Annotated in this window: 20 protein-coding genes, 4 tRNA genes, 1 other RNA gene and 1 pseudogene; 12 read left to right on the top strand and 14 right to left on the bottom strand. The window is 70.8% G+C overall.

The genetic code is table 11. The features are described 5' to 3' along the window. Positions 1 to 70 precede the first annotated feature (70 nt). Together AQJ54_RS42245 and AQJ54_RS42250 are read left to right on the top strand one after the other, a co-directional pair. On the top strand, positions 71 to 1,171 hold the full coding sequence (locus tag AQJ54_RS42245) for a Leu/Phe/Val dehydrogenase (protein WP_062246885.1): 1,101 nt from the start codon (positions 71 to 73) through the stop codon (positions 1,169 to 1,171). 318 nt (positions 1,172 to 1,489) lie between these two features. Continuing rightward, entirely contained in the window at positions 1,490 to 1,744 is a 255-nt protein-coding gene (locus AQJ54_RS42250; RefSeq protein WP_030319187.1) for a DUF3073 domain-containing protein, read from the top strand. 65 nt (positions 1,745 to 1,809) lie between these two features. Here AQJ54_RS42250 and purM read toward each other — a convergent pair whose 3' ends face one another. The 7 genes from purM to purS form a co-directional block, all read right to left on the bottom strand. After that, complete coding sequence (gene purM / locus AQJ54_RS42255; RefSeq protein WP_062246887.1) at positions 1,810 to 2,877, bottom strand: phosphoribosylformylglycinamidine cyclo-ligase; 1,068 nt, start codon at positions 2,875 to 2,877, stop codon at positions 1,810 to 1,812. Between the two features lie 45 nt (positions 2,878 to 2,922). After that, on the bottom strand, positions 2,923 to 4,452 hold the full coding sequence (purF, locus tag AQJ54_RS42260; protein WP_030319192.1) for an amidophosphoribosyltransferase: 1,530 nt from the start codon (positions 4,450 to 4,452) through the stop codon (positions 2,923 to 2,925). Between the two features lie 57 nt (positions 4,453 to 4,509). After that, the gene (locus tag AQJ54_RS42265; RefSeq protein ID WP_062246889.1) at positions 4,510 to 5,334 is read right to left on the bottom strand and encodes an META domain-containing protein; all 825 of its coding nucleotides are present in this window, start codon (positions 5,332 to 5,334) and stop codon (positions 4,510 to 4,512) included. Positions 5,335 to 5,385: 51 nt separating this feature from the next. Next, entirely contained in the window at positions 5,386 to 6,183 is a 798-nt protein-coding gene (locus AQJ54_RS42270) for a maleylpyruvate isomerase family mycothiol-dependent enzyme (protein ID WP_062246891.1), read from the bottom strand. A gap of 134 nt (positions 6,184 to 6,317) precedes the next feature. Next, positions 6,318 to 8,576: a phosphoribosylformylglycinamidine synthase subunit PurL gene (purL, locus tag AQJ54_RS42275; protein WP_062246893.1), complete on the bottom strand. Its 2,259-nt coding sequence runs from the start codon at positions 8,574 to 8,576 to the stop codon at positions 6,318 to 6,320. Next, on the bottom strand, positions 8,573 to 9,253 hold the full coding sequence (gene purQ / locus AQJ54_RS42280; protein ID WP_062025387.1) for a phosphoribosylformylglycinamidine synthase subunit PurQ: 681 nt from the start codon (positions 9,251 to 9,253) through the stop codon (positions 8,573 to 8,575). The genes purL and purQ overlap by 4 nt, the downstream gene beginning before the upstream one ends. Continuing rightward, positions 9,250 to 9,513 (bottom strand): phosphoribosylformylglycinamidine synthase subunit PurS, encoded by a 264-nt coding sequence (purS, locus tag AQJ54_RS42285; RefSeq protein ID WP_062025389.1) that lies wholly within the window; start codon positions 9,511 to 9,513, stop codon positions 9,250 to 9,252. Before purS ends, purQ begins: the two co-directional genes overlap by 4 nt. Before the next feature lie 269 nt (positions 9,514 to 9,782). Between purS and AQJ54_RS42290 the strand changes: the two genes are divergently transcribed. From AQJ54_RS42290 to AQJ54_RS42325, 8 genes are all read left to right on the top strand, one after another. Next, a complete protein-coding gene (locus AQJ54_RS42290) occupies positions 9,783 to 10,100 on the top strand; it encodes a histone-like nucleoid-structuring protein Lsr2 (protein WP_062025391.1) in 318 nt (105 codons plus the stop codon). A gap of 124 nt (positions 10,101 to 10,224) precedes the next feature. Next, positions 10,225 to 10,296: transfer RNA gene (locus tag AQJ54_RS42295), tRNA-Gly, on the top strand. Between the two features lie 97 nt (positions 10,297 to 10,393). After that, positions 10,394 to 10,466: transfer RNA gene (locus tag AQJ54_RS42300), tRNA-Gly, on the top strand. 125 nt (positions 10,467 to 10,591) lie between these two features. After that, positions 10,592 to 11,524 carry an ABC transporter ATP-binding protein gene (locus AQJ54_RS42305; RefSeq protein WP_062246895.1) on the top strand — a complete coding sequence of 311 codons (933 nt, stop codon included), beginning with the start codon at positions 10,592 to 10,594 and terminating at the stop codon, positions 11,522 to 11,524. Positions 11,525 to 11,604: 80 nt separating this feature from the next. Further along, positions 11,605 to 12,411: an ABC transporter permease gene (locus AQJ54_RS42310; protein ID WP_062246897.1), complete on the top strand. Its 807-nt coding sequence runs from the start codon at positions 11,605 to 11,607 to the stop codon at positions 12,409 to 12,411. Positions 12,412 to 12,425: 14 nt separating this feature from the next. Then, on the top strand, positions 12,426 to 13,802 hold the full coding sequence (locus AQJ54_RS42315; protein ID WP_248845595.1) for a sensor histidine kinase: 1,377 nt from the start codon (positions 12,426 to 12,428) through the stop codon (positions 13,800 to 13,802). After that, entirely contained in the window at positions 13,799 to 14,407 is a 609-nt protein-coding gene (locus AQJ54_RS42320) for a response regulator transcription factor (protein ID WP_062025396.1), read from the top strand. The genes AQJ54_RS42315 and AQJ54_RS42320 overlap by 4 nt, the downstream gene beginning before the upstream one ends. Positions 14,408 to 14,429: 22 nt before the next feature. Beyond that, positions 14,430 to 14,505: transfer RNA gene (locus tag AQJ54_RS42325), tRNA-Gly, on the top strand. Between the two features lie 99 nt (positions 14,506 to 14,604). On the opposite strand, the gene AQJ54_RS42330 is transcribed toward AQJ54_RS42325, so the two are convergent. The 6 genes from AQJ54_RS42330 to ffs form a co-directional block, all read right to left on the bottom strand. After that, positions 14,605 to 15,504 (bottom strand): phosphoribosylaminoimidazolesuccinocarboxamide synthase, encoded by a 900-nt coding sequence (locus AQJ54_RS42330; RefSeq protein WP_062246899.1) that lies wholly within the window; start codon positions 15,502 to 15,504, stop codon positions 14,605 to 14,607. A 93-nt stretch (positions 15,505 to 15,597) separates the two neighbouring features. Continuing rightward, positions 15,598 to 17,106, bottom strand: coding sequence for a N,N-dimethylformamidase beta subunit family domain-containing protein (locus AQJ54_RS42335; protein ID WP_062246901.1), 1,509 nt, complete (start codon positions 17,104 to 17,106; stop codon positions 15,598 to 15,600). A 279-nt stretch (positions 17,107 to 17,385) separates the two neighbouring features. Continuing rightward, positions 17,386 to 19,263: a M48 family metalloprotease gene (locus tag AQJ54_RS42340; protein WP_062246903.1), complete on the bottom strand. Its 1,878-nt coding sequence runs from the start codon at positions 19,261 to 19,263 to the stop codon at positions 17,386 to 17,388. Between the two features lie 329 nt (positions 19,264 to 19,592). Continuing rightward, a complete protein-coding gene (gene purD, locus AQJ54_RS42345) occupies positions 19,593 to 20,846 on the bottom strand; it encodes a phosphoribosylamine--glycine ligase (RefSeq protein ID WP_062246905.1) in 1,254 nt (417 codons plus the stop codon). Between the two features lie 414 nt (positions 20,847 to 21,260). Further along, entirely contained in the window at positions 21,261 to 23,756 is a 2,496-nt protein-coding gene (locus AQJ54_RS42350; protein WP_062246907.1) for a DNA polymerase III subunit gamma and tau, read from the bottom strand. Between the two features lie 99 nt (positions 23,757 to 23,855). Then, an RNA gene (gene ffs / locus AQJ54_RS42355) (signal recognition particle sRNA small type) lies at positions 23,856 to 23,950 on the bottom strand. Positions 23,951 to 24,023: 73 nt separating this feature from the next. Between ffs and AQJ54_RS42360 the strand changes: the two genes are divergently transcribed. Further along, a tRNA-Ser gene (locus AQJ54_RS42360) sits at positions 24,024 to 24,111 on the top strand. Positions 24,112 to 24,173: 62 nt separating this feature from the next. On the opposite strand, the pseudogene AQJ54_RS42365 reads toward AQJ54_RS42360, so the two are convergent. Next, positions 24,174 to 25,343, bottom strand: a pseudogene (locus AQJ54_RS42365) (tyrosine-type recombinase/integrase); the annotation flags it as partial. A gap of 132 nt (positions 25,344 to 25,475) precedes the next feature. On the opposite strand from AQJ54_RS42365, the gene AQJ54_RS42370 reads away from it, so the two are divergent. Continuing rightward, positions 25,476 to 26,612, top strand: a 1,137-nt coding sequence (locus AQJ54_RS42370; RefSeq protein ID WP_159055667.1) for a tetratricopeptide repeat protein, incomplete at its 3' end; no start/stop codon positions are given.

Below are 26,612 nucleotides of genomic sequence, written 5' to 3' on the forward strand. Positions count from 1 at the left end.
GCTCACAGGCCCCCGCCACCCGTACGGGAAGCCTGCACCGATCGCCGAGACTTACCCAGGAGTCACCACAGTGACCGACGTAAACGGCGCCGCTGCCGATGTGCTGCACACCCTGTTCCACTCGGACCAGGGCGGCCACGAGCAGGTCGTGCTCTGCCAGGACCGCAGGAGCGGCCTCAAGGCCGTCATCGCCCTCCACTCCACCGCGCTGGGCCCCGCACTCGGCGGGACCCGCTTCTACCCGTACGCCACCGAGGCGGAGGCCGTCGCCGACGCCCTGAACCTCGCGCGCGGGATGTCGTACAAGAACGCCATGGCCGGACTCGACCACGGCGGTGGCAAGGCCGTGATCATCGGGGACCCGGAGCGCGACAAGAGCGAGGAACTGCTCCTCGCCTACGGCCGCTTCGTCGCCTCCCTCGGCGGCCGGTACGTCACCGCCTGCGACGTCGGCACCTATGTCGCCGACATGGACGTCGTCGCGCGGGAGTGCCGCTGGACGACCGGCCGCTCCCCCGAGAACGGCGGCGCCGGCGACTCCTCCGTCCTGACCGCCTTCGGCGTCTACCAGGGCATGCGGGCCAGCGCCGCGCACCTGTGGGGCGACCCGTCCCTGCGCGGGCGCAAGGTCGGCATCGCCGGCGTCGGCAAGGTGGGGCACCACCTGGTCGCGCACCTGCGCGACGAGGGCGCCGAGGTCGTGATCACGGACGTCCGCGAGGAGGCCGTGGGGCGGATCCTCGCCGCCCATCCGACGGGCGTGACGGCCGTCGCCGACACCGCGACCCTGATCCGCGCCGAGGGCCTCGACATCTACGCCCCCTGCGCGCTCGGCGGTGCCCTGAACGACGACACCGTGCCGGCGCTGACCGCGCGGATCGTCTGCGGCGCCGCCAACAACCAGCTCGCGCACCCGGGCGTCGAGAAGGACCTCGCCGACCGCGGGATCCTCTACGCGCCGGACTACGTGGTGAACGCCGGCGGGGTCATCCAGGTCGCCGACGAACTGCACGGGTTCGACTTCGAGCGGTGCAAGGCCAAGGCGGCGAAGATCTACGACACCACGCTCGCCATCTTCGCACGTGCGAAGGAAGACGGGATTCCGCCGGCCGCCGCGGCCGACCGGATCGCCGAGCAGCGGATGCACGAGGCGGCCCTGACGCGGTCGTGAACGGTTCATGACCGCGGTCATGAACCGGGCCCGCTGACGTTTGACCGGTACCCGTCGGCGCACACTTAGAGAGAACTCTCACGTTCGTCGGCGGGTCGGCCGCGAAGAAGTGGTTAAAATCGCGGTTGACCAGCGGGGACGGGGCTCCCCGCGGGTGCCGGTGCCGGGCCCGTGCTGCGGGCGACGTACCGTATGGGCGTGGGCTCAGGTACCGTGGAAGCCCTACGGACCGGACTCTCTGTGGAGAGTCCGTTCCAGATCATGAACGCGTGTCAAGACTCTGGGGCCACCGAGCCCCGTATCCGAGGGGGTCGAGCCATGGGGCGCGGCCGGGCAAAGGCCAAGCAGACGAAGGTCGCCCGCCAGCTGAAGTACAGCAGCGGCGGGACTGATCTGTCGCGTCTGGCCAATGAGCTGGGCGCTTCGACTTCGAGCCAGCCGCCGAATGGCGAGCCGTTCGAGGACGACGACGACGAAGACGACCCGTACGCCCAGTACGCGGATCTCTACAACGACGACGAGGACGAGGACGACGAATCCGGTCCCACGTCTCAACACCGCCGCGGCGCTTGACGCTCTAGCTGTGCTTGACCCGGTCCGAGTGGTCCACACCACCGGACCGGGTTTTGCGCTGCCTGTCAGGCGCTGTAGTCACCCACCAGCTCCGCGCCGGTCGCCTTGTCGCCCCGGTCGGTGATCTCACCTGCGATCCAGGACTCGACCCCGCGGTCGGCCAGGGTGGCCAGCGCCACGTCCGCCGACTCCTCGGGGACGATCGCGATCATGCCGACGCCCATGTTCAGGGTCTTCTCCAGCTCCAGGCGCTCGACCTGACCCGTCCTGCCGACCAGGTCGAAGATCGGGTCCGGGGTCCAGGTGGTGCGGTCGACGATCGCGTGCAGGTCGTCGGGGATCACCCGGGCCAGGTTGGCGGCGAGGCCACCACCGGTGACGTGCGAGAAGGCGTGCACCTCGGCCGTGCTGATCAGGGCCAGACAGTCCAGGGAGTAGATCTTGGTCGGCTCCAGGAGCTCCTCGCCGAGGGTGCGGCCCAGCTCGTCGATCCGGGCGTCCAGGGCGAGGCCCGCCTCGTTCAGGAGCACATGCCGGACAAGCGAGTACCCGTTCGAGTGAAGACCGGAGGCCGCCATGGCGATCACCGCGTCACCCTTACGGATGCGATCCGCGCCGAGCAGCCGGTCGGCCTCCACGACGCCCGTACCGGCGCCGGCGACGTCGAAGTCGTCCGGGCCCAGCAGTCCGGGGTGTTCGGCCGTCTCGCCGCCCACCAGGGCGCAGCCGGCGAGCACACAGCCCTCGGCGATGCCCTTGACGATCGCGGCGACCCGCTCGGGGTGGACCTTGCCGACGCAGATGTAGTCGGTCATGAACAGCGGCTCGGCCCCGCACACCACGATGTCGTCCATGACCATCGCGACCAGGTCGTGGCCGATGGTGTCGTAGACGCCCAGCTGGCGCGCGATGTCGACCTTGGTGCCCACGCCGTCGGTGGCGGAGGCGAGCAGGGGGCGCTCGTAGCGCTTGAGGGCGGAGGCGTCGAAGAGTCCGGCGAAACCGCCGAGGCCGCCGAGGACCTCGGGGCGCTGGGTCTTCTTCACCCACTCCTTCATCAGTTCTACGGCGCGGTCGCCCGCCTCGATGTCGACGCCCGCGGCTGCGTAGCTGGCACCAGTTGTCTCAGACATGGCTAGTGAGAACCTTCGTGTCGTACTGCAGGTGGGACGGGCTGCCTACGGGCGACGGATCGCGTCGGCCGCGGCCGTGGCGGCGGGCCCTGCGGCCAGCTCGGTCTCCAGGAGCTGCTTGCCGAGCAGCTCGGGGTCCGGAAGCTCCATCGGGTACTCGCCGTCGAAGCAGGCGCGGCAGAGGTTCGGCTTGGCGATGGTGGTCGCCTCGATCATGCCGTCGATGGAGATGTAGGCGAGGGAGTCGGCGCCCAGGCTGGTGCCGATCTCGTCGATCGTCATGCCGTTGGCGATGAGCTCGGCGCGGGTGGCGAAGTCGATGCCGAAGAAGCAGGGCCACTTCACGGGCGGCGAGGAGATCCGGATGTGGACCTCGGCGGCGCCCGCCTCGCGGAGCATGCGGACCAGGGCGCGCTGGGTGTTGCCGCGCACGATCGAGTCGTCGACGACGACCAGCCGCTTGCCCTTGATGACTTCCTTGAGCGGGTTCAGCTTCAGGCGGATGCCGAGCTGGCGAATGGTCTGCGAGGGCTGGATGAACGTACGGCCGACATAGGCGTTCTTCACCAGGCCGGCACCGAAGGGGATGCCGGAGGCCTCCGCGTAGCCGATCGCGGCCGGGGTGCCCGACTCCGGGGTCGCTATGACCAGATCGGCCTCGACGGGCGCTTCCTTGGCGAGCTTGCGGCCCATCTCCACACGGGAGAGGTACACGTTCCGGCCGGCGATGTCGGTGTCGGGGCGCGCCAGATAGACGTACTCGAAGACACAGCCCTTGGGCTTCGCTTCCGCGAATCGGGAGGTGCGCAGACCGTTCTCGTCGATGGCGACGAACTCGCCCGGCTCGATCTCGCGGACGTAGCTGGCGCCGCAGATGTCGAGGGCGGCGGACTCGGAGGCGACGACCCAGCCGCGCTCCAGCCGGCCGAGGACCAGCGGGCGGATGCCCTGCGGGTCGCGGGCGGCGTAGAGGGTGTGTTCGTCCATGAAGACGAGCGAGAACGCGCCCCGCACCTTCGGGAGGACCGAGTGGGCCGCCTCCTCGATGGTCAGCGGCTTGCCGTCCTCGTCCTCCTGCGCGGCGAGCAGGGCCGTGAGGAGGTCGGTGTCGTTGGTGGCCGCGACGCGCGGGGTGCGGCCGCCCTCCTTCTTCGGGAGGTCGGCGACCATCTCGGCGAGCTGCGCCGTGTTGACCAGGTTGCCGTTGTGGCCGAGCGCGATCGAACCGTGCGCGGTGGCGCGGAACGTCGGCTGGGCGTTCTCCCACACGGAGGCGCCGGTGGTCGAGTAGCGGGCGTGACCGACCGCGATGTGACCCTGGAGCGAACCGAGCGAGGTCTCGTCGAAGACCTGGGACACCAGGCCCATGTCCTTGAAGACGAGGATCTGGGAGCCGTTGCTGACCGCGATACCCGCGGATTCCTGGCCCCGATGCTGGAGGGCGTAGAGCCCGAAGTAAGTGAGCTTGGCGACCTCTTCACCGGGAGCCCAGACCCCGAAGACGCCGCAAGCGTCCTGGGGGCCCTTCTCGCCGGGGAGCAGATCATGACTGAGTCGACCGTCACCACGTGGCACGGCTCCGAGTGTAGGCGAGATCGACCACTGGTCCGAATTCGTGGAGAGTGGGCTTTCTTACTCCGCGCGGGCCGTAACGCTCCCACCGGACGGGTTCGTGATCTTCAGAGAATGCCGTTCCTGCTGGTAGGACACCGTGCCGGAGAGGATCCCGGTGAGTTCACGCTCGGCCTTCATCACCGGGCCCGAACACATCATGCGCGTGGTCGCGAGGGGCCCGAAGTCGATGGTGCCGTCCTTGACGACGGCTTTGCCGTGGAAGGTGTTGCAGCCGAGACTGCCGGTGACGGTGTCGTCCTTGGTGAGGGTGAGGTGGGCGTTCTCGCCCAGGGACCAGCGGGTGCCCTTGAGGGCCGGGGGCTTCTTCTCGCGGAAGGTGATGCTGTCGCCGCTGGGGGTGGTCAGGGTCAGGGTGCTGACGCCGTTCCGTGCCGTGACCTTGGCCTTGTGGGTGCCCTGGAAGACCTCGACGAACTTGGCCTCGAACGTGCCGAGCGGGTCGGGGCAGCCGATCAGCGTCTGGATCAGGTCGGTGATCCGCACGGTGTCGCCGACGATCTCGGCGTCGGCACCGATGCTGTTGCAGCCGACCGAGCCGCCGGAACGGCCGCCGTCCTCATGGGAGGCACCGGGGTCGGACTTGAAGACGATGCGGGCCTCCCGGACGGTCTTGGCGTCCTTCGGCAGGACATAGTCCTTGCCCTTCACCGTCACCTTCTGCGGCAACCAGTCGACGTCCGCGACACCGGCCGGCCGGGACGCCTTCCCGCGGTCGGTGACCCCGTCGCTCCCGGCGCCGGACTGCGTGCCGCACGCGGCCGTCAGCAGGGTGGTGCCGACGGCGGCCAGGGCGGCGCATTTCACACGTGTCGTCCGCTTCATGCCTCTTGGACGCACGAGCCCCGCGAAGGGTTCGGTCCCCCACCTGTCGAATCAGGCCATCAACGGCAGCAGTCCGCCCAGGTCCGCCCGCTCCCCGCTCGCACTGACCTTGGCCTCCGCGATCGCCTCCTGCCAGGTGAGCCGTCCGGTGGCCAGCCGGAGCCAGGTCAGCGGGTCGGTCTCGACCACGTTCGGCGGGGTGCCCCGGGTGTGCCTCGGCCCCTCGACGCACTGCACGACGGCGTACGGCGGCACCCGCACCTCGGTCGAACCGCCGGGCGCCTTCACGGCGAGGGCGTCGGCGAGAAGCCGGGTGCAGGCGGCCAGGGCCTGGCGGTCGTACGGGATGTCCAGGCCGGGCACGGCGGCGTTCAGGTCGTCGGTGTGGACGACGAGTTCGACGGTCCGGGTGACCAGGTAGTCGGCGAGGGGCAGCGCGCCGACGTTGGTCTCCAGGAGCCGGCTGCCGGGGTGCGTGTCCAGCAGCTCGGTCAGGGTCCGCTCGACGTCGCCGAGGTGGGCGTCGAGGTCGGGGTGCCGTTCGGCGACGCCCCGGGTGAAGTCGTCGATGGCCGCGGAACTGGCGGAGGTGACGAAGGGCCAGTCGAGGAGCGTGGCGTCCTGCCGCGGGGGCGCGGGCCGCTCAAGGCTGCGGTGCACGGCCGTGACCGCCATCCCGATGTGCGCGACCAGTTCCCGTACGGTCCACTCGCCCAGCCGCGTGGGGAGCGCCAGTTGCTCGGGGGTCAGGGTGCGTACGGCCGCCCGTACGTGTCCGAGCTGGGCCTCCACCGCCTTGCGGATCTTGACGGGGTCGTAGGTGCGGGCGCGCTTCCTGGCCGTGGGCATGACGGAGAGCCTAGTCCTGGCGGACGGCGGCGGGGGAGGGTGATCGTCGCGACGGACGTCAGCCGGTCCCGGCATGGCGAAGGCCCCGCCCGTCGGGGTGACGGGCGGGGCCTTCCGGGTCGTACGACTGCCGACTACTTGAGCAGTGCCGGGATGGTCTCCTCGTGAGCCGTCCGCAGCTCCTCCAGCGACAGCTCGAACTCGCCCTGGAGCTCGACCGAGTCGCCGTCCACGACACCGATGCGGGTGACGGGCAGGCCCCGGGCGCCGCACATGTCGTTGAAGCGGAGCTCCTCGGAGCGCGGGACCGCCACCACGGCACGGCCCGCCGACTCCGAGAACAGGAACGTGCACGCGTCGAGCCCGTCCGGTACGACCAGACGCGCGCCCTTGCCGCCGAGCAGCGCCGACTCCACGACCGCCTGGATCAGACCGCCGTCGGAGAGGTCGTGGGCGGAGTCGATCATGCCGTCCCGGGAGGCGGAGATCAGGATCTCGGCCAGCAGGCGCTCGCGCTCCAGGTCGACCTTGGGCGGCAGGCCGCCGAGGTGGTCGTGGACGACCTGGGACCAGGCCGAGCCGCCGAACTCCTCGCGGGTGTCGCCGAGGAGGTACAGCAGCTGGCCCTCCTCCTGGAACGCGACCGGGGTGCGGCGGGCCACGTCGTCGATGACGCCGAGGACGGCCACGACCGGGGTCGGGTGGATGGCCGCCTCGCCCGTCTGGTTGTAGAGCGAGACGTTGCCGCCGGTCACCGGGGTGCCGAGCTGCTGGCAGGCGTCGGCGAGACCGCGGATGGCCTCCGCGAACTGCCACATGACGGCCGGGTCCTCGGGCGAGCCGAAGTTCAGGCAGTCCGACACCGCGAGCGGCTTGGCACCCGTGGTGGCGACATTGCGGTACGCCTCGGAGAGCGCCAGCTGGGCGCCCGCGTACGGGTCCAGCTTGGCGTACCGGCCGTTGCCGTCGGTCGCGATGGCGACGCCGAGGCCGGTCTCCTCGTCGATGCGGATCATGCCGGAGTCCTCGGGCTGGGCGAGGACCGTGTTGCCCTGCACGAAGTGGTCGTACTGCGAGGTGATCCACTTCTTGGAGGCCTGGTTGGGGGAGCTCACCAGCTGGAGGACCTGCTGCTTGAGCTCTTCCGAAGTCCCGGGCCGGGGCAGCTTGTTGGCGTCGTCGGCCTGGAGCTCGTCCTGCCAGGACGGGCGGGCGTACGGACGCTCGTAGACCGGGCCGTCGTGGGCGACCGTGCGCGGGTCGACGTCGACGATCTTGCCGCCGTGCCAGTAGATCTCCAGGCGGTCGCCGTCGGTGACCTCACCGATGACGGTGGCGATGACGTCCCACTTGTCGCAGATCTCCAGGAACCGGTCGACCTTCTCCGGCTCCACGACCGCGCACATGCGTTCCTGCGACTCGCTCATGAGGATTTCCTCGGGCGAGAGCGTCGAGTCGCGCAGGGGTACGTCGTCCAGGGTCACGCGCATGCCGCCGGAGCCGTTGGAGGCGAGCTCGGAGGTGGCGCAGGACAGACCGGCCGCGCCGAGGTCCTGGATGCCGACGACCAGCTTCTCCTTGAAGGCCTCCAGGGTGCACTCGATGAGGAGCTTCTCCTGGAAGGGGTCGCCGACCTGGACGGCCGGGCGCTTCGAGGGCTTGGCGTCGTCGAAGGTCTCGGAGGCCAGGATCGAGGCGCCGCCGATGCCGTCGCCGCCGGTGCGGGCCCCGTACAGGATGACCTTGTTGCCGGCGCCGGACGCCTTCGCGAGGTGGATGTCCTCGTGCCGCATCACACCGATGGCACCGGCGTTGACCAGCGGGTTGCCCTGGTAGCAGGCGTCGAAGACGACCTCGCCGCCGATGTTGGGCAGGCCCAGGCAGTTGCCGTAGCCGCCGATGCCGGCGACGACACCCGGCAGCACGCGCTTGGTGTCGGGGTGGTCGGCGGCGCCGAAACGCAGCGGGTCCACGACGGCGACCGGCCTGGCACCCATCGCGATGATGTCGCGCACGATGCCGCCCACGCCGGTGGCCGCGCCCTGGTAGGGCTCGACGTACGAGGGGTGGTTGTGCGACTCGACCTTGAAGGTGACCGCGTAGCCCTGGCCGACGTCCACGACGCCCGCGTTCTCACCGATACCGACGAGAAGCGCATCGCTCTGCGGCGCCTTCTCGCCGAACTGGCGCAGGTGCACCTTCGAGGACTTGTACGAGCAGTGCTCGGACCACATGACCGAGTACATGGCGAGCTCGGCACCGGTGGGCCGGCGGCCGAGGATCTCCACGACCCGCTCGTACTCGTCCTTCTTCAGGCCCAGTTCGGCCCAGGGCAGCTCGACGTCGGGGGTCGCGGCCGCGTGCTCGACCGTGTCCAGAGGCGTCCGGCTCATGCGTTGACCAGCTTCTTGAGGATCGAGGTGAAGAAGGGGAGACCGTCGGTGCGGCCCGTCCCGATCAGCGGCTCGGTGGCGTGCTCGGGGTGCGGCATGAGGCCTACGACGTTCCCGGCCTCGTTGGTGATGCCGGCGATGTCACGGAGCGAGCCGTTGGGGTTGAAGTCCAGGTAGCGGAAGACGACCCGCCCCTCGGCCTCCAGCTTGTCCAGCGTGTACTCGTCGGCGACGTACCGGCCGTCCATGTTCTTCAGCGGGATGTGGATCTCCTGGCCGGACGCGTAGTCGACGGTCCAGGCGGTGTCCGCGTTCTCCACCCGCAGCTTCTGGTCGCGGCAGATGAAGTGGAGGTGGTCGTTGCCGAGCATCCCACCGGGGAGCAGGTGGGCCTCGGTGAGGATCTGGAAGCCGTTGCAGATGCCGAGGACCGGGAGGCCGGCCTTCGCCTGCTCGATGACCGTCTCCATCACGGGCGAGAAGCGGGAGATGGCGCCGGCCCGCAGATAGTCGCCGTAGGAGAATCCACCGGGGAGCACGACCGCGTCGACCTGGTGGAGGTCCTTGTCCTTGTGCCACAGGGCGACCGGTTCGGCACCCGCGAGACGGATCGCGCGCTGGGTGTCCCGGTCGTCGAGGCTGCCGGGGAAAGTGACGACGCCAATACGAGCGGTCACTTCACGGCCTCCGCGACTTCCTCGATCTTCACGGTGAAGTCCTCGATCACGGTGTTGGCGAGGAAGGATTCCGCAAGATCATGGATGCGGGCCAGCGCGGCCTCGTCGACCGGACCCTCAACTTCCAGTTCGAATCGCTTTCCCTGACGTACGTCGGAGATGCCGTCGAAACCCAGTCGCGGCAGTGCGCGCTGGACCGCCTGGCCCTGGGGGTCGAGGATCTCCGGCTTGAGCATGACGTCGACTACGACGCGTGCCACTGGCACTCCCGGTGGTGTGGTGCTGAGCAGGTTCCTTCAGACTACCCGCACAAAATTTCTACGCGCGTTGAGTTGTAGGAATCTACGTGACGGCCATCACGGGCCGCCTGCCGCTCGAGCGTTCACGAAAATTTCCGGGAAAGATCTCAGATCGACACCCGATACCTATTGCGCTCGGACACGCGGAAGGATTTAGTCGAGCTTCACAATGCATTGTCTGGCACGGTACAAATGAATTGATGACGTGCCGTACGAAGGGACCGATATTCGTGGCGCAGAAGGTCGTGGTCACTCTCTTTGACGACATCGACGGCTCGGAAGCGGCGGAAACGATCGCCTTCGGACTCGACGGCAAGTCGTACGAGATCGACCTGAATCAAACCAATGCCAAGAAACTGCGTGAGGCACTCGAGCCCTACGTGGAGGCCGGCCGCAAGCGGTCCAGGTCGGGCAAGGCGTACAAGCAGACCGAGGTCGCTCCCGATCCGGCGGCGGTCCGGGCCTGGGCCCAGGCCAACAAGATGGACGTCCCCGCCCGCGGACGCATCCCCAAGAAGGTCTACGAGGCGTTCGCCGAGGCGCAGTAGCTCCCGGTCGACGCCGGGTCACCCGCCCCTCGGGACAACCGACTTGCGTTGCACCCCACCTGGTCAGCTAGAGTCTGGAGCACGCCGAGGGGCGAGGCCGAAAGGCCCAGCTCACGGAGTACATGCGGGTGTAGTTCAGTAGTAGAACATCCTCCTTCCAGGAGGAAGGCGCAGTGTGCAATTCCTGTCACCCGCTCTGCACCACCGGTCCCGGTCCCTGGGGGCACCCCCTCTGGGGGAGGATCAGGTAGGATGGTGCTCGCGCCGATCGGTGAGAGCCGGTCGGAGGCAATGCGAACGTAGCTCAGTTGGTAGAGCGCAACCTTGCCAAGGTTGAGGTCGCGAGTTCGAACCTCGTCGTTCGCTCTTGAGTGAAGACCCCGGTCCCCAGGACCGGGGTTTTTTCTTGCCCTCGACCGTCTGACATTTGTCACACGGAGTGGTGACAGCGCGCACTGCTGTCGCCTCCCGTCCGCCGGGACGCTGGGTTCATGAACACCGACGAACACGTGATTGAGGTCACCGACCTGCGGCGTGTGTACGGGGGCGGGTTCGAGGCCGTGCGCGGAATCAGTTTCTCCGTGGCACGGGGAGAGATCTTCGCCCTGCTCGGCACCAACGGCGCCGGCAAGACGTCCACCGTCGAACTGCTGGAGGGGCTCGCCCGACCGACCGAGGGGCGCATCCGCGTCCTCGGCCACGATCCCCACACCGACCGGGCCGTCGTACGGCCCCGCACCGGCGTGATGCTCCAGGAGGGCGGCTTTCCCTCCGAGCTGACCGTGGGCGAGACCGCGCGGATGTGGGCGGGCTGCGTGAGCGGGGCCCGGCCGCCGCTGGAGGTGCTGGAACTGGTCGGGCTCGCCCGGCGGACCGGCGTACGCGTCAAGCAGCTGTCCGGAGGGGAGCGGCGGCGCCTCGACCTGGCGCTCGCGCTGCTCGGCGACCCCGAGGTGCTGTTCCTCGACGAGCCGACGACCGGGCTCGACGCCGAAGGGCGCCGGGACACCTGGGAGTTGGTGCGGGCGCTGCGGGAGGGCGGCACGACCGTGCTGCTCACCACGCACTACCTGGAGGAGGCCGAGGGTCTCGCCGACCGGCTGGCGATCCTGCACGAGGGACGGGTCGCGGCCGAGGGGACACCGGACGAGGTGACCGCCGCACAGCCGTCGCGGATCTCGTTCGAGCTGCCGGAGGGCTGGTTCGTGGGGGATCTGCCGCCGCTCGGGGACCTCGGCGTGTCCGGGCACGAGGTCGACGGACGGGTCGTACGGCTGCGGACGCACGAACTCCAGCGGGCGGCCACCGGGCTGCTGACCTGGGCCGAACGGGCGGGGGTCGAGCTGCGCCGGCTCGACGTGCGGTCGGCGTCGCTGGAGGAGGCGTTCCTTGGGATCGCGGCGCGTGAGGGGGTGGCGGCGTGAGCGCGGATCGCGGGGGAGGTGGCGGCGTGAGCGCGGATCGCGGCGTGAGTGCTGATGGCGGCATGAGCGGGGATCGCGGCATGAGCGCCTCCATCGCGCGAGGCGGTCGCCGCGTGGGCGCCCTCACCACTCCCGCCGAGCGGCTCGGCGCTCTCGCCCGGGCCGAGTTCACGCTGCTCGGGCGCAGCAGGGCCACGCTTCTGACGGCCGTTCTCGTGCCGCTCGCGCTGCCGTTCACGCTGCGGTCCGTGGTGGACGACATGGACGTCCAGAAGGAAGGGCTGAGCGTCGGGCTCGTACTGCTGCCCGCCGCGATCGGCTTCTCCCTGCTGTTCGGGGTCTACAGCGCTCTCACCGCGATCTACACCACCCGGCGCGAGGAGCTGGTGCTGAAGCGGCTGCGCACGGGGGAGCCGCGGGACGCCGAGATCCTGTGCGGGACCGCGCTGCCGATCGGCGCGACCGCGGTGGTCCAGTCCCTGGTGGTGGCGGCGGGAAGCGCGGTGCTGCTCGACCTGCCCGCGCCGCGTGCACCCCAGTTCGCCGTCCTGGGGCTGCTGATGGGCCTGGTGATGTGCGCGGCCCTCGCGGCCGTGACGGCGACGGTGACCCGGACCGTGGAGAGCGCGCAGGTCACCACCCTGCCGTTCGTCCTGGCCTCGATGAGCGTCTCGGGCGTCACCGTCCCGCTGGAGATGCTGCCGGACCGGCTCGCGTCGGTGTGCGAGCTGCTGCCGCTCTCCCCCGTGATCACCCTGATCCGCGGCGGCTGGTCGGGCACGCTCTCGGTGTACGAGGCCTTCGGCGCCCTCGGGACGGCACTGGCCTGGACCGTGCTCGCGGTGTTTGCTGTGGGACGGTGGTTCCGCTGGGAGCCGAGGCGCTGAGGTACGGGGTGAGCATGCGCAAGCCGGGGGGCTGGTGGCGGCGGAAGAGCACGCCGGCGAAGGTCGAGACGTACACGCGGTGGTCGTTCCACTTCTTCGCGCTGGCCGAGGCCGCCTCGGTCGGGCTGCCGCTGTTCGGGGCGATGCCGGGCTGGCTGACCGCCCTGATGCTGGTGATGGTGATCGGACACGCGGGGACCTGTGCCGTGACCGCGTCCCGGGCACTGGACTGGACGCGCGGCCGCCGCGAGCAGCCCGTCCACATGCTGTGGATACTCGGCACGCTCACCTTCGCGGTCGCCGTGACGGCCGTCGCGATCACCGAACACGGACCCCGCGGGGAGGACGTCGACACCGCGGCGGGCGGGATCTTCGCGGTCGTGCTGATCTTCGGTGCCGGAGTGACCGCCCTGGGGGTGCGGGCCCGGAAACGGGTCCTCGCCATCGTCTCGGGGTTCGCCGCGGGCGCGGGGGTCATCGCCTTCCCGCTCGGGATGCCCGCCCCGGCGACCCTCGCGGCGATGGTGGGCGTGCTGCTCGGCGCCGGGTTCCTCGCCTTCACCTCCATCTTCTCGGTGTGGCTGCTGACCGCCGTCTACGAACTCGACGAGGCCCGCGAGACCCGGGCCCGGCTCGCCGTCGCCGAGGAGCGGCTGCGGTTCGGGCGGGACCTGCACGACGTGATGGGCCGCAACCTCGCCGTGATCGCGCTCAAGAGCGAGCTGGCCGTACAGCTGGCGCGGCGCGGGCGGGAGGAGGCCGTGGACCAGATGACCGAGGTGCAGAGGATCGCCCGGGAGACCCAGCGCGAGGTGCGGGATGTCGTACGGGGCTACCGGGAGGCCGACCTGGGCGCCGAACTGGCGGGAGCGCGAGGGGTGTTGACCGCGGCGGGGATCGACTGCCAGGTCACCGGGGAACCGTCCGGGCTGCCCGCCGAGGTGCAGTCGGCGCTCGGCTGGGTGGTGCGGGAGGCCACCACCAACGTCCTGCGGCACGGGGACGCCAAGCGGTGCGAGGTGGCCGTACGGAAGGAAGAAGGGCGTGTGTTGCTGACCGTGGAGAACGACGGGGCGCTGACGGCGTCGGGCTCCGGCGGGTCCGGGCTCGCCGGCCTGCGGGAGCGGCTCGCCGCGGTGGCCGGGACGCTGGAGGCGGGACCGGCGGGCAAGGGCGTGTTCCGGCTGGTGGCGCGGGTGCCGGTGGCGGCAGCCGTCGTCGGCGGCGGAGTGGTCAGCGATGGGGTGGGCGACGACGGCGTGACCGGCGGCGGAGTGGTCGGCGGCGGAGCGGTCGACGACGGAGTGACCGGCGGCGGAGTGGTCGGCGGCGGAGTGGCTGACGACGGAGTGGTCGATGACGGAGTGGTCGGCGGCGGGGTGGTCGCGTGACCGTGCGGCTGCTGCTCGCCGACGACGAGCATCTGATCCGGGGCGCGCTCGCCGCGCTGCTGTCCCTGGAGGACGACCTGGCGGTCGTCGCGGAGGCGGCCACCGGTCCCGAGGCGCTGGCGATGGCCCGGGCGCACGGGCCCGACGTCGCCGTACTCGACTTGCAGATGCCCGGGGCGGACGGTGTGAAGGTCGCCACATCGCTGCGCGCCGAGCTGCCGTCGTGCAAGGTGCTGATCGTCACCAGTCACGGGCGGCCCGGACATCTCAAGCGGGCTCTCGCGGCGGGTGTGCGCGGGTTCGTCCCCAAGACCGTCAGCGCGCAGCGACTCGCGGAGATCATCCGCACGGTGCATGCCGGAAACCGTTACGTCGACCCGGAGTTGGCCGCCGACGCGATCTCCGCCGGGGACTCGCCGCTGACCGCGCGGGAGGCCGAGGTGCTGGAGCTCGCCGCCGACGGGGCGCCCGTCGCGGAGATCGCCGAACGGGCCGCGCTGTCGCAGGGCACCGTGCGGAACTACCTGTCGTCGGCCGTCTCCAAGCTCGGGGCGGAGAACCGTCATGCGGCCGTGCGGCTCGCACGCGAGCGAGGTTGGGTATAGTGGTTCCCGCGCCACGGCGCATGCGAACGTAGCTCAGTTGGTAGAGCGCAACCTTGCCAAGGTTGAGGTCGCGAGTTCGAACCTCGTCGTTCGCTCCAGTTCGAAAGCCCCCCGGCTCCGGCCGGGGGGCTTTTGCGTTGCGCGTCTCGCGTTTCTTGTTTCGCGAAAAGCCCCGGCTTCCGCCGGGGCCTTTCACGTTACGACCAGCTGGTGCCCGTCAGTCGCTCGAACGCCTCGATGTACTTGGCGCGGGTGCGGTCCACGACCTCCTGCGGCAGCGCCGGCGGGGGCTGCTCGCTCTTCCTGTCCCAGCCGGACCCCGGCGAGGTAAGCCAGTCGCGCACGAACTGCTTGTCGTACGACGGCTGTGCGTGCCCCGGCTCCCACTGCTCGGCCGGCCAGAAGCGGGAGGAGTCCGGGGTGAGCACCTCGTCCGCGATGACGAGGGTGTCCCCGTCGAAGCCGAACTCGAACTTGGTGTCCGCGAGGATGATCCCCCGGTCCCGGGCGATGTCCCGGCCCCGGCTGTAGACGGCGAGGGTCGCCTGGCGCAGCTGGGCGGCGGTGTCCGCGCCGACCTGGCGGGCGACCTCCTCGTAGGAGACGTTCTCGTCGTGCTCGCCGACGGCGGCCTTGGTGGCCGGGGTGAAGATCGGAGCGGGCAGCTCGCTGCCGTCGGTGAGGCCTTCGGGGAGGGCCAGGCCGCAGACCGTACGGGAGTCGTTGTACTCGACGAGCCCGGAGCCGGTGAGATAGCCGCGGGCGACGGCCTCCACGGGGACCATCCGGAGCGACTTGCAGACCAGGGTGCGGCCGGCCCATTCGGCGGGGGCGCCTTCCGGTACGTCCGTGCTCAGGACGTGGTTCGGCAGCAGGTCGGCGATCTGGTCGAACCACCACAGGGACAGCTGGGTGAGGACGCGGCCCTTGTCAGGGATCTCCGTCGGCAGCACCCAGTCGAAGGCGGACATGCGGTCACTGGCGACCATCACGAGGTCGCCCGCCTCGTTCTGGTACAACTCGCGCACCTTGCCGGTGTGGAGGTGCACCAGGCCCGGAACCTCGAGCGGCTCGGGCTTTTCTACGAATCCGGACACGGTTCCTCCCCGTGGGTATGTCCAACGGGTCGATTGTCCCGTATGGGGCGCTGACCTTGGACTCGGGGTCAGGGCTCGGTCTTCCGCGTGAGCTCAGTCACGCTTGCAGATGCGGTCCAGGAGGTTGGCGGTGGCGCGCTGGACCCGGGGGTCGACATGGCCCGGGCGGTCCAGTGCCGGGGACCAGGCGAAGGTGCCGGCGGCGAAGACCAGGGCGCCGGAGGGGGCGCGGTAGAGGGACGTCTCCTGGTGGCGCAGGGCGCCCTCGCTGTCGGCGTACGGCGAGTGGGCGAGCAGGATGCGGTCGTCGTGCTCGGGGAGCGGGGTGCGCGGGAAGTAGCGGTCGGCCTCGCCCGCGACCAGGCCGGCGATCTCGTCGCCCTCGTGGGCTCCGGTGGCGTCCCACAGCCAGTGGCCGGCGTTGCGGACGATCAGGGGGTGCGGCTCGGGCACCCGTCCCGCGTACTGGATGCCGACCAACTGCTGCTCGGGGCGGTCGACTTCACGCCAGAGCACCGGCCTGCCCGGACCCTTGCGTTTGCGGCAGGTGAGCAGGCGGTCGGGGACACCCGAGGGCGAGGGGCCCAACTCGACCTGCCAGTACATGGTGTTGGCGGACAGGAAGACCAGGGAGGTGCCGCTGTCCCGGGCCCGCTCGACCGTGCGGCGCATGGCCGTCGACCAGTACTCGTCGTGGCCGGGGAAGACCAGGCCCCGGTAGCGGGTGAGGTCGAGGTGTCCCGCGTGCAGGTCGCGGGCGTCGGCGTAGGCGAGGTCGTAGCCGTAGCGCTCGGCGAAGCGGATGAAGTCGTAGGCGTGGCCGACGTGCAGGGGCAGGCCCGCGCCGGCGTACGGCCGGTCGAAGGAGACCGTGGTCGCGGCGTCGGCCTCGCCGAGAAGCCGGCCGTTCTCGTCCCAGGCGTGATAGAGGCTGGCGCCGGTGCGGCCGTCCTCCGGGTAGAGGTTGTACGCCTGCCACGTCACGTCCGGCAGCAGGAGCAGCAGGTCCGCCGGGTGGTTGTCGCGGACCGTGAAGGGGATGTGGGAGCGGTAGCCGTCGGCGGTGGTGAGAACCGCCACGTACGCCCCGATGCTCCAGTACGACGGGATCTGGAGGCGCCAGCTGAGCCACCAGTGGTGACAGGAGACCGTACGGTCGGCGGTCAGGGGCGGGGGCTGGACGATGCCGGAGAGCCGGGGGCTGGTGGTGATCTTCGCCGCGCCGTCACCGCCGTAGTGGCCGATGCGGTAGATGTCGACGGCGAACTCCTGGGGCGGGTCGACGGTGATGTGGAAGTCGACGGCCTCGCCGGGGGCGACCGCGCCGGTGGAGGTGAAGCCCTTGATCTGGCGGCGGACGTCGTCCGCGGAACGGGGGGCTCCGCCGGTGGGGGCGGTGCGGGGGGCGGGGACTCGGGCGCCCTTCTCGGGAGTGTGGGCCGGGTCCGTCTCGACGTACCAGGGGACCACCTGGCCGGTGTCGTCGAAGTAGGTCTCGGTGCCGCGGAGCCAGGGGACGGGACCCTGGCCGAAGGGATCCGTCACGGCGTGCGCGAGTGCTCCTGACTCCCAACGGCGGATGTGCTCCGGTCCTGGGCCCATGGTGGCTCCCCCTCCCTGTGCCCCCGTTGTTCGTCTTGGCCGGTGCGGTGCCTGTGCGTGTGCGTGTGCTTGTGCTTGGTCGCGTGGTGCCGGTGCTTGGTTGTGTGGTGCCGGTGCTTGGTCGTGTGGTGCTGGTGGTGTGCCGGTGCTTTGTGCGTCTGGCCTATGGCGTGTGCCCATGCCATGTGCGCGATCGGTCCCAGCACATCACATACCGCACGCGGACTGTCACTATTCGTTGCGAATTGGCCGAAAGTGGAAGCAGGGGTTCCGGCTCGGTCAGACGAGGCGGACCGGCTTCTCGGGACGTATCCCCGACTTGACCAGCCAGGCGCGCAGGGGTGCGGGGTCGCCGTCCTCGACGAGGCTGAGGACGCGGGGGGTGAGGTCCGCCGCACGTTCGCCGTTGATGAGGAGGGACGGGCCGTCGAGCCAGTCCAGGCCGGGGGTGGCGCCCGCGGTGTCGATCGCGGCGCAGCAGACCATCGCGGTGACGTGGTCGGTGAGGAGTTCCCGGGCGGTGCGGGGCGGCTGGAGGGGGAAGAGGGGCAGCGCGGTGTCGTCCCAGAGGGTGGCGTCGGAGGTGGTCTCGGGGGTGCTGCGGGGATGGGAGGTGGTGGCTTCCTCGCGGGCGAGTTCGGCGGTGAGTGCGGCGGCGAGCGTCTCTGCTTCACCTTCGACAGTCGTGTGCCTGCCCGTACCAGCCGTGACGCTTTCGTCGGATGCGGATGCGGATGCGAGTGCGGGTGGTTCCTGCGGGAGGGTTTCGCCGTCGGCGGCTGCGGGGGTGTTCGAGGGGGCCGCGGCAGGCGGGGAGGCATCGAGGACCGGGCCCGCCTGGTGGGTCGAGGGGGGTTCCGGGGCCGGGTGGTGGGAGGCCGACAGGTGGGTCAGGACCCGGGCGAGGGTGGGCGCGTGGGAGTCCGGCGCGGTGGTGCTCGGGGTGTGGGTCACGCCCTGGGCGTCGAGGACCCGGTGGAGACGGGCCGCGTCCAGGCGCCACTTACGGTCCACGACCTCCTCCGGGTACTCCTGCCAGTCCACCGGGGCCCAGTCCGGACCGTTCTCCGCGGGGCCGCCGTGGAAGAGGCGGGCGGCAAGGAGAGAGGCGGCCTCGTCGATCGTGCCGGGCTCCTCCAGCAGGTCGCACGCCGGACGCTCGCCCAGGCGGGAGGCGAACCCCTCAGCCAGTCGGTCCCGCCGGGACAGCTCGGTGAGGGCGGCCACCACGCCCGCGTCCAGACGGGACGGCCAGCGCCCCATCCGCCAGGCGGGCAGCGCGACCCGGGTCAGGAGACGGTCCCAGCCCGCGTACGCGAGACCCACCTGCTCCTGCGCGACGATCCTCAGCCCGTAGTCCACAGCCTGTGCACGCTCGGCGGCCGCAGCGGCGACCCCGCGCTCCATGAGAGCCGCGTGCTCCCGGCAGCCGCGCAGCATGAGGCGGGCCACCGAGGCGACGCCCGCGCACAGCACACGGGTGAGCGGGCAGCGCCCGGGGGTGGAGCCGACGGCCACCGCGGCGTCCAGACCCCGTACGAAACGGCGGGCGGCCGCTATGTCCGGGTGGGCCGAGGGTCCCGTACCGGCGACGACCGGGGCGAGCACCGCGCGCAGCTCTCCGACGCGCATCCACCACAGGAACGGCGACCCGATGACCAGGACCGGCGCCGCCGGGACCCGGCGGTGGGAGCCGCCGGCGCCCGCGATCTCGTCGTCCCGGCCCTCCTGCGGGGGCGGGCCGTGGGCAGGGTGGGTGCGGTCCTCCAGCCAGCTGTCGCAGTCCGGGGTGAGGGCTATCGCGGAGGGGGCGGGGACGTCCAGCCGGTCGGCGAGGTCGCGCACCATGCGGTACAGGTCGGGGGCGGCCTCCTCGGCGATCGCGACCGTCGGGCTGACGGCCGGCCGGGCCCGGGCGACGACCAGGGCGATGACCGCGGCCGCGAGCAGCACGAGCACGCCGAGCACGCTCATGACCAGCCGGGCGGCGTCCCAGACCCCGCCCACGAGATGCCCCGTGGAACCTCCGGCGAGCAGCACCACGGCGACCGCCGCGGGCAGCAGCGCCACGGCCAGCGCACGGCTGCGGATGCGCAGCACGGCGAGGGCCCGGGAGCGCGCGGCCTGCGCGCCTGCCTCCACACCGATTCCGGTCACGACCGGACCTCACCCCCTCCCTGCGATCCTGAATGCCCAGCTGTCCTGGCGTTGCTCACTCCCCCACTGTGGCAGCCGCCACTGACATCGCAATGCCGGTGGGCCAAGTGCCGGACCGCTTGCGCCGCACCCTAGTTGGGCCCCGCGCCCCCGTCAGCCGTATGGCGCCCCGGTCACTCGATGGAATGGCTTTGGGGAAAGGTGGATGACGTACAGCAAAGATCAGGCCCCGAATCCTTAGACGGATCCGGGGCCGATCGGGTTGTTCGGGGGCGGGCGGTTCGCCCCGATTTTCAGCAGCGTTCAGGGGGTGAGTCCCGTACGGCTTCTCAGGCTTCCGACGCCGCCTTCGCCGCGATGTCCGTCCGGTGCTGGGAACCGTCGAGGCCGATACGGGCCACCGCCCGGTACGCGCGCTCGCGGGCCTCGGTGAGGTCCTTGCCGGACGCCGTGACCGACAGGACGCGACCGCCGGCGCTGACCACGGCGTCGCCGTCCTGCTTGGTGCCCGCGTGCAGGACGTAGGCGTGCGGGGCGTCCTGGGCGGCCACCTCGTCGAGGCCGGTGATCGGGTCGCCGGTGCGCGGGGTGCCGGGGTAGTTGTGCGAGGCGACGACCACGGTGACCGCGGCGTCCTCGCTCCAGCGCAGGGGCGGCAGGTCCTCGAGGTTGCCGCTCGCGGCGGCGAGCAGGACGCCGGCCAGCGGGGTCTTGAGGCGGGCCAGGACGACCTGGGTCTCGGGGTCGCCGAAGCGGGCGTTGAACTCGATCACCCTGACGCCCCGGGAGGTGATCGCGAGACCGGCGTACAGCAGGCCCGAGAAGGGAGTGCCGCGGCGCCGCATCTCGTCGACGGTCGGCTGGAGAACGGTCTGGAGGACCTCGTCGACCAGCTTGGGGTCGGCCCAGGGCAGCGGGGAGTACGCGCCCATGCCGCCGGTGTTCGGGCCTTCGTCGCCGTCGAGCGCGCGCTTGAAGTCCTGGGCGGGCTGGAGGGGCAGGACGGTGTCGCCGTCCGTGATGGCGAACAGGGAGACCTCGGGGCCGTCGAGGAACTCCTCGATGACGACCCGCTCGCAGCCGGCCGCGTGCGCCTTGGCCTCGTCGAGGTCACTGGTCACGACCACGCCCTTGCCCGCGGCGAGACCGTCGTCCTTGACGACGTACGGGGCGCCGAAGGCGTCGAGGGCCTCGGCGACCTCCTCGGGGTTCGTGCAGACGTAGGAGCGGGCGGTCGGGACACCGGCCGCGGCCATGACGTCCTTGGCGAACGCCTTGGACCCCTCGAGCTGCGCGGCCTCCCCGGACGGGCCGAAGACCGGGATGCCCGCGTCGCGCACGGCGTCGGCGACGCCCGCGACGAGCGGGGCCTCCGGGCCTACGACGACGAGGTCGACGCCGAGTCGCTGCGCGAGCGCGGTCACGGCGGCACCGTCGAGGGCGTCGACCGGGTGCAGCTCGGCGACCTCGGCGATGCCGGCGTTGCCGGGGGCGCAGTGCAGAGCGCTGACGTCGGGGTCGAGGGACAGGGAGCGGCACAGGGCGTGTTCGCGGGCGCCGGTACCGATGACGAGGACCTTCACGGGGGTCAGCCTAACGGGGTTTTTGTGGGGGGTTCCTAAGGGGGGAGGGCTCGGGACTCGTAGGTTCGTCCAAGGAGGGGGGCGTTGTTCGGGGCTATGGCGTCCTGGGGGTGGGGTGAAGTGCCCTGAGCCGTGTCGTAGTTCTGGCGGGGGCGGCGGGGGCGGCCGGGGGGGGCGGAGGGGGTCTGGCGAGGTCGGCCGGGTCCGCTGAGGTCGGCCGCGGTCGGTTGGGGTCTGCCGAGGTTGGGGTCCGCCGAGGTCGGGACCCGCTGAGGTCAGCCGAGGGCTGTCGGGGTCCGCCGAGGTCGGGACCCGCTGAGGTCGGCCGAGATCGGTTGGGGTCTGCCGGGGTTGGGGTCCGCCGAAGTCTGTTCGACTCCAGGCCCCTCCACCTAGCGGACGCGGCTACCGGCCCTACTCGTTGGTGAATTCCTCGACGACCGTCGCTCCGAGTTCGCGCACGATCAGTTCGTAGCCGGAGAGGGCCGACTCATTGAGGTCGGGGTCGTCGTCCTCCGGGATGTCGTCCTCGATGGAGACAGGTGGGGGTTCCGGGGCGGAGGGGCGGGGCGCGGGGGCCGGAGCTGGTGGTGGCGTGGGCTGGGCCGTGGGCGTGGGCGTGGGAGACGGCGAGGCCTGGGGCGCGGGGGCGGGGGCGGCATAGCCTCCCGGGCTGCTGGGGCCCTGGGCGGTGCCGGAGTTGTATCCGCCCGTGCCGTAGCCGCTAGGGGAGCTGGGGGTGCCGCTGTTACCCGGGATAGCGGCTGCTCCGCCGTAACCGCTGGGACTGCTGAAGCCGCCGGATGCCGGGCCCGAGGCTCCGCCGCCCGACGGGTCGACCAGGGCCTCGACCTTCCACTGGACGCCGAACTGCTCGGTGAGGGCCTGGCGCAGCACCTCTTCGCTGCCGCTGCTCGCGAAGTTGTCGCGAGCGCCGGCGTTGACGAAGCCGAGCTGGAGAGTGGTGCCGTCGAAACCGGTGACCTGGGCGTTCTGGCTGAGCAGGATCCAGGTGAAGCGGCGGCGGTTCTTGACCGCTTCGAGGATGTTGGGCCAGAGCTGACGGGGGTCGAGCCCTCCGGCCGGGGGCGCGTAGGCGCTGGAGGCGGGAGCCGCGGGGGCGGGCTGAGCCGGTGCCGCCGGGGTTGCCGCTGGGCGCTGTGCGGCGGGCGCCGGGGCCTGACCGCCGCCGGCCTGAGCGGCGGTGGGCCAGCCTCCGGGACGCCGACCACCACCGGCGGGGGCGGCGGTGGGCCAGGCGCCGGGGGCCGGGGCCGAGGTGGAGGTGGTCGGCTGCTGATGGGGCTCACCCGGGGTGGGCGGGCTGGGCTGGTGGGACTGCGGGGGTTGCGGGGATTGGGGGGCGGGGCCTTGATCCGCGGGAGAGTTCTGCGCCGGGGCGGTGGGCGCCCCCGAGGGCGAGCCGGCGACGGTGGGCGGAACGGCGGGCGGCGCCGAGTCGACCGTAGCGCCGGGGTGTCCACCGGGGGTGCCCGCTCCGGCGGGAAGGCCTGCGGGGGCTCCCGAAGCCGCCCCCGAGGCCCGCACCGCCGCGCGGGCCGCGGCCGGGCCGCCGCCCGGCGGGACCGGAGCCGTCGGAGCACCGGCGGGACCGTGGGCACCATGGCCACCGTGGCCACCGGGAGCCGCTCCCCCGTGCGCCTCGGGCCCCGGCACGTACCCCATTGCCACTCCCGTTCCCCCTCCCGGGCCCATGCCCGTCGCGGGGGTGCCGGCGCCGGTGGAGAAGTTCACGCCGCGCTCGATGCGGTCGAGGCGGGCCATCACGGAGCGCTCGTCGCCGTAGGCGGCGGGGAGCAGCACGCGCGCGCAGATGAGCTCGAGCTGGAGGCGGGGCGAGGTGGCACCACGCATCTCGGTCAGACCCTCGTTGACGAGGTCGGCTGCGCGGCTGAGCTCGGCGGCGCCGAAGATGCCGGCCTGGGCCTGCATCCGCTCGATGACGTCCGTGGGGGCGTCGATGAGCCCCTTCTCGGCGGCGTCGGGAACGGCGGCCAGGATGACGAGGTCCCGCAGCCGCTCCAGCAGGTCGGCGACGAAACGGCGCGGGTCGTTGCCGCCCTCGATGACACGGTCGACGACCTCGAAGGCGGCGGCGCCGTCCCCCGTGGCGAAGGCTTCGACGACGGAGTCGAGGAGGGAGCCGTCGGTGTAGCCGAGGAGGGAGGTGGCCATGGCATACGTCACACCCTCCTCACGCGCACCGGCGAGGAGCTGGTCCATGACGGACATGGAGTCACGCACGGACCCCTGACCGGCGCGCACGACGAGCGGCAGCACCCCGTCCTCGACGGGGATGTTCTCCTTGCCGCACACCTCGCCGAGGTACTCGCGCAGGGTGCCTGGCGGCACGAGCCGGAAGGGGTAGTGGTGGGTCCGCGACCGGATCGTCCCGATGACCTTCTCGGGCTCGGTGGTGGCGAAGATGAACTTGAGGTGCTCCGGGGGCTCCTCGACGACCTTGAGCAGCGCGTTGAAGCCGGCCGACGTGACCATGTGGGCCTCGTCGATGATGTAGATCTTGTAGCGGCTGCTGGCGGGCCCGAAGAACGCCTTCTCACGCAGCTCACGGGCATCGTCCACGCCACCGTGGGACGCGGCGTCGATCTCGATGACGTCGATGGAACCCGGGCCGTTCCTGGCCAGGTCACGACAGGACTGGCACTCGCCGCACGGGGTCGGCGTGGGGCCCTGCTCGCAGTTCAGGCAGCGGGCCAGGATGCGTGCGCTGGTCGTCTTGCCACACCCGCGCGGACCGCTGAACAGGTACGCGTGATTGACCCGGTTGTTCCGCAGCGCCTGCTGCAACGGGTCGGTGACATGCTCCTGCCCGATGACCTCGGCGAACGACTCCGGGCGATAACGGCGGTACAGCGCGAGAGACGACACGCATACGAGGTTATAGGCGCCCACTGACAACGAGACCCTCGCGAGCCCTCGGCCAGGACCCACCCCGCCCGGCCCGCCCACGGACCCGGCCCCGGGAACGCAGACGCCCCCCACGCACCCGCCAGAGCCAACCTACCCTTGCTGCCTTCCGGCCCTGGGGGAGTTCAGTCAGATAGCGCCGCGTGAGGGGCTGCCCAAACAGTACCCGATGGCGGGGGGTGGGAACGAGTTCGCGAGCACTCCTCAACGTCTTGTATTGTTTGCCGCGGAGGATTCGCCTAGAGGCCTAGGGCGCACGCTTGGAAAGCGTGTTGGGGGCAACCCCTCACGAGTTCGAATCTCGTATCCTCCGCCAGTGCCTCACCGGGCACGATGTCGAAGGGCCCCACCGCAAGGTGGGGCCCTTCGACGTTGTCCTCAGACCTCGTTGTCCTGGTTTTTGTCCACAGCGGGTGTCTCGGGGGTTCCCCAGATGGCTTCGGCGATCTTCCGAGCCACATCCTTGAGCATGGCGTCCGGCACGTGGAGGTACCGGGCCCGCATGCTCGCGGACGTGCCCGGCTCCCACCCCATGATCTGATCGATGACGCGGGCCGGCACCCCGAGCAGCATGAGCACGGTGGCGGCCGTGTGCCGGGCATCGTGCAGCCGGGCGTTCCGGACACCCGCGTCTTCCAGCAGCCGCTTCCAGTCGTGATAGTCCGTGTTCGGGCTCAGCGGCCCACCGAGCGGCTTGGTGAACACGTAGTCCGACTCGGTCCACAGGTCGCCGGCCGCCTTGCGCTCACGAGCTTGCGTCTCGCGGTGCGCACGGAGCATCGCGACCAGCGGGCCGGGCAGGGGCACGGCACGGCGGCCGGCGCGCGACTTGGTGTTCTTGGTCTCACGTCGCACCTGCACCTTGGACGGGCAGTACCCCGCCTTACGGCCGCACGGCGAGGCCTCCGGGCAGCCATGCTCGTACCGGGGGCGCAGACGATTCCGGCGCAGCTTCAGGTACTCGTTGGTGAGGTCGACGTCAGACCAGCGCAGTCCGAGCGTCTCGCCTTGCCGCAATCCGAGCGCCAGCGCCAGCATCCAACGGGCACTGTTCCGGCGCTTGTTGGCTTCCAGCAGCAGGCACTGAACTTCTTCCACGGAGTAGGGATCCACCTCGGCTTCGTCCTCTTCCATCCGCGGCGGCTTCGCCAGCGCGGCGGCATTCTTCGCCGCGTAGCCGCGCCGGACCGCCTCCCCCAGCGCGGTGCGGGCGGTGCGGTGGGCCTGGTGAGCCGTACCGGCCTTGCGCTCCCCGTTCGCCTGCATACGGCGGTACAGGCTTTCCAGGTGTTCAGGCTGCAAGCGGTCAAGGCGGTGCTTGCCGACGCCGGGTACGAGGTGCACGCGAACGGCCACCTCGTACCCGTCGTACGTGTTCTCGCTGACGGTCGGCTTGGCGATGTTCTCCACCCAGTGCTGAAGCCACTTCTCAACCGTCCACGCCTTGCCGGGCTGTTGGGCCGAACCCCCGTCGCGCTGCTTCTCCAACTTCTTGACTTCTGCCACCAGGTCATCGCGTGTCTTGCGCGTCAGGTGCCGACGGTAGGGACCCGCCCTCCGCCTTCACCGACAGGTCACCGCCCACCGCCAGACCGTAGGCACCGGCCACCACACCGCCCGCTGCCCGCGCTGCCTCCTGTACAGCGGCCACCGCCTCATCCAGGGAAGCGGTGGCTGCGGTTGGACGCCTGGAAGGACAACCCGGGGTTGCATCGCTTCTACAAGAGCGCGGGCTTCACGCTCCTTAGGACTGGCTGGATCCGGCGCCCCGCCAGCAGTGCTGGCAGCGTCCTGGTCACCACCCGCGACAGCACCCCACATATGTGGGGTACCGCCTGCACGCTTCATCCTGTGCACCCCCTGATCGGCGACGGCCTTACGGACGCGGCACAAATTCTGCACGATCATGCGGGCACCATGGCAGGCCCCCCGGATGATGCCCGACGCCTGGCCCAACGCCTGGGAGGGCTCCCCCTGGCTCTGCGCCTCGCCGGTACCTATCTCGCCGACGCCAACATGGTGCCGGCCGCCTACCGTGAGCCGGATACGCCCGTAGATTTCTGTTCCTACCAGGCCGCACTGGCCCGCGGCCTGGAACTCGTGGACCATGGCAACGTCATCGCGCAGGCCTGGGACATGTCCTTGAATCTGCTGGACCAACGCGGCCTGCCTTTGGCCAGGCCCCTGCTGCGACTGATCGCCACATTCGCTGATGCCCCACTGCCGTACACCCTGCTCCTGACACCGGTAACGCTGGCCTCTGCCGGGGAGTTGGCACAGCTTGACGGTCCTGGTGTGTGGAGGCTGCTCTTGGCCCTGAGCAGCCTCGGCCTGGTAGACCTCTCACTCGCCACGGGCTCCGATTCGCTACCCACCTTGCGCGTACATCCGCTGGTCCGAGATGCAAGTCTCGACCACGCTGCACTCAGTGCAGCCGTCACTGCACTGCACAGTGCGGCGTTCGCCGACGAAATAGGAATGCCTGAAGACGCGCACTATTGGGGCCGCTGGCGGCTCCTGCAACCCCACGCCCTGGACCTCTTCCATCGAGCCACGGTCACCCAACTGCCCGATCAGACAATGCATGACGCGGTACGCACAGCCCTTTTCGCCGCCCGATACTTGCGAGCCAGGGGCCTGTACAACCGGGCGCGCAGTGAGTTCGAGGCCATCCTCGCCCACCGACGCGTCAGCCGCGGCGACACCCACCCAGACACCCTCACCACCCGCCACAACCTTGCCCGGGTTCTGCTCGATCAGGGTAAGTTGGATGAGGCGCGCAGTGAGTTCGAGGCCATCCTCGCCCACCGACGCGAC

The sequence above is a fragment of the Streptomyces griseorubiginosus genome, assembly GCF_001514195.1.
In the GTDB taxonomy this organism is placed as follows: Bacteria; Actinomycetota; Actinomycetes; order Streptomycetales; family Streptomycetaceae; genus Streptomyces; species Streptomyces griseorubiginosus.

Coding starts and splice junctions, on each gene's coding strand:
- AQJ54_RS42270 (WP_062246891.1), bottom strand. CDS start 6,183: ATGCCCACGGCCAGGAAGCGCGCCCGCACCTACGACCCCGTCAAGATC.
- AQJ54_RS42315 (WP_248845595.1), top strand. CDS start 12,426: ATGCGCAAGCCGGGGGGCTGGTGGCGGCGGAAGAGCACGCCGGCGAAG.
- AQJ54_RS42310 (WP_062246897.1), top strand. CDS start 11,605: ATGAGCGCCTCCATCGCGCGAGGCGGTCGCCGCGTGGGCGCCCTCACC.
- AQJ54_RS42250 (WP_030319187.1), top strand. CDS start 1,490: ATGGGGCGCGGCCGGGCAAAGGCCAAGCAGACGAAGGTCGCCCGCCAG.
- AQJ54_RS42335 (WP_062246901.1), bottom strand. CDS start 17,106: ATGGGCCCAGGACCGGAGCACATCCGCCGTTGGGAGTCAGGAGCACTC.
- purL (WP_062246893.1), bottom strand. CDS start 8,576: ATGAGCCGGACGCCTCTGGACACGGTCGAGCACGCGGCCGCGACCCCC.
- AQJ54_RS42305 (WP_062246895.1), top strand. CDS start 10,592: ATGAACACCGACGAACACGTGATTGAGGTCACCGACCTGCGGCGTGTG.
- purM (WP_062246887.1), bottom strand. CDS start 2,877: ATGTCTGAGACAACTGGTGCCAGCTACGCAGCCGCGGGCGTCGACATC.
- AQJ54_RS42265 (WP_062246889.1), bottom strand. CDS start 5,334: ATGAAGCGGACGACACGTGTGAAATGCGCCGCCCTGGCCGCCGTCGGC.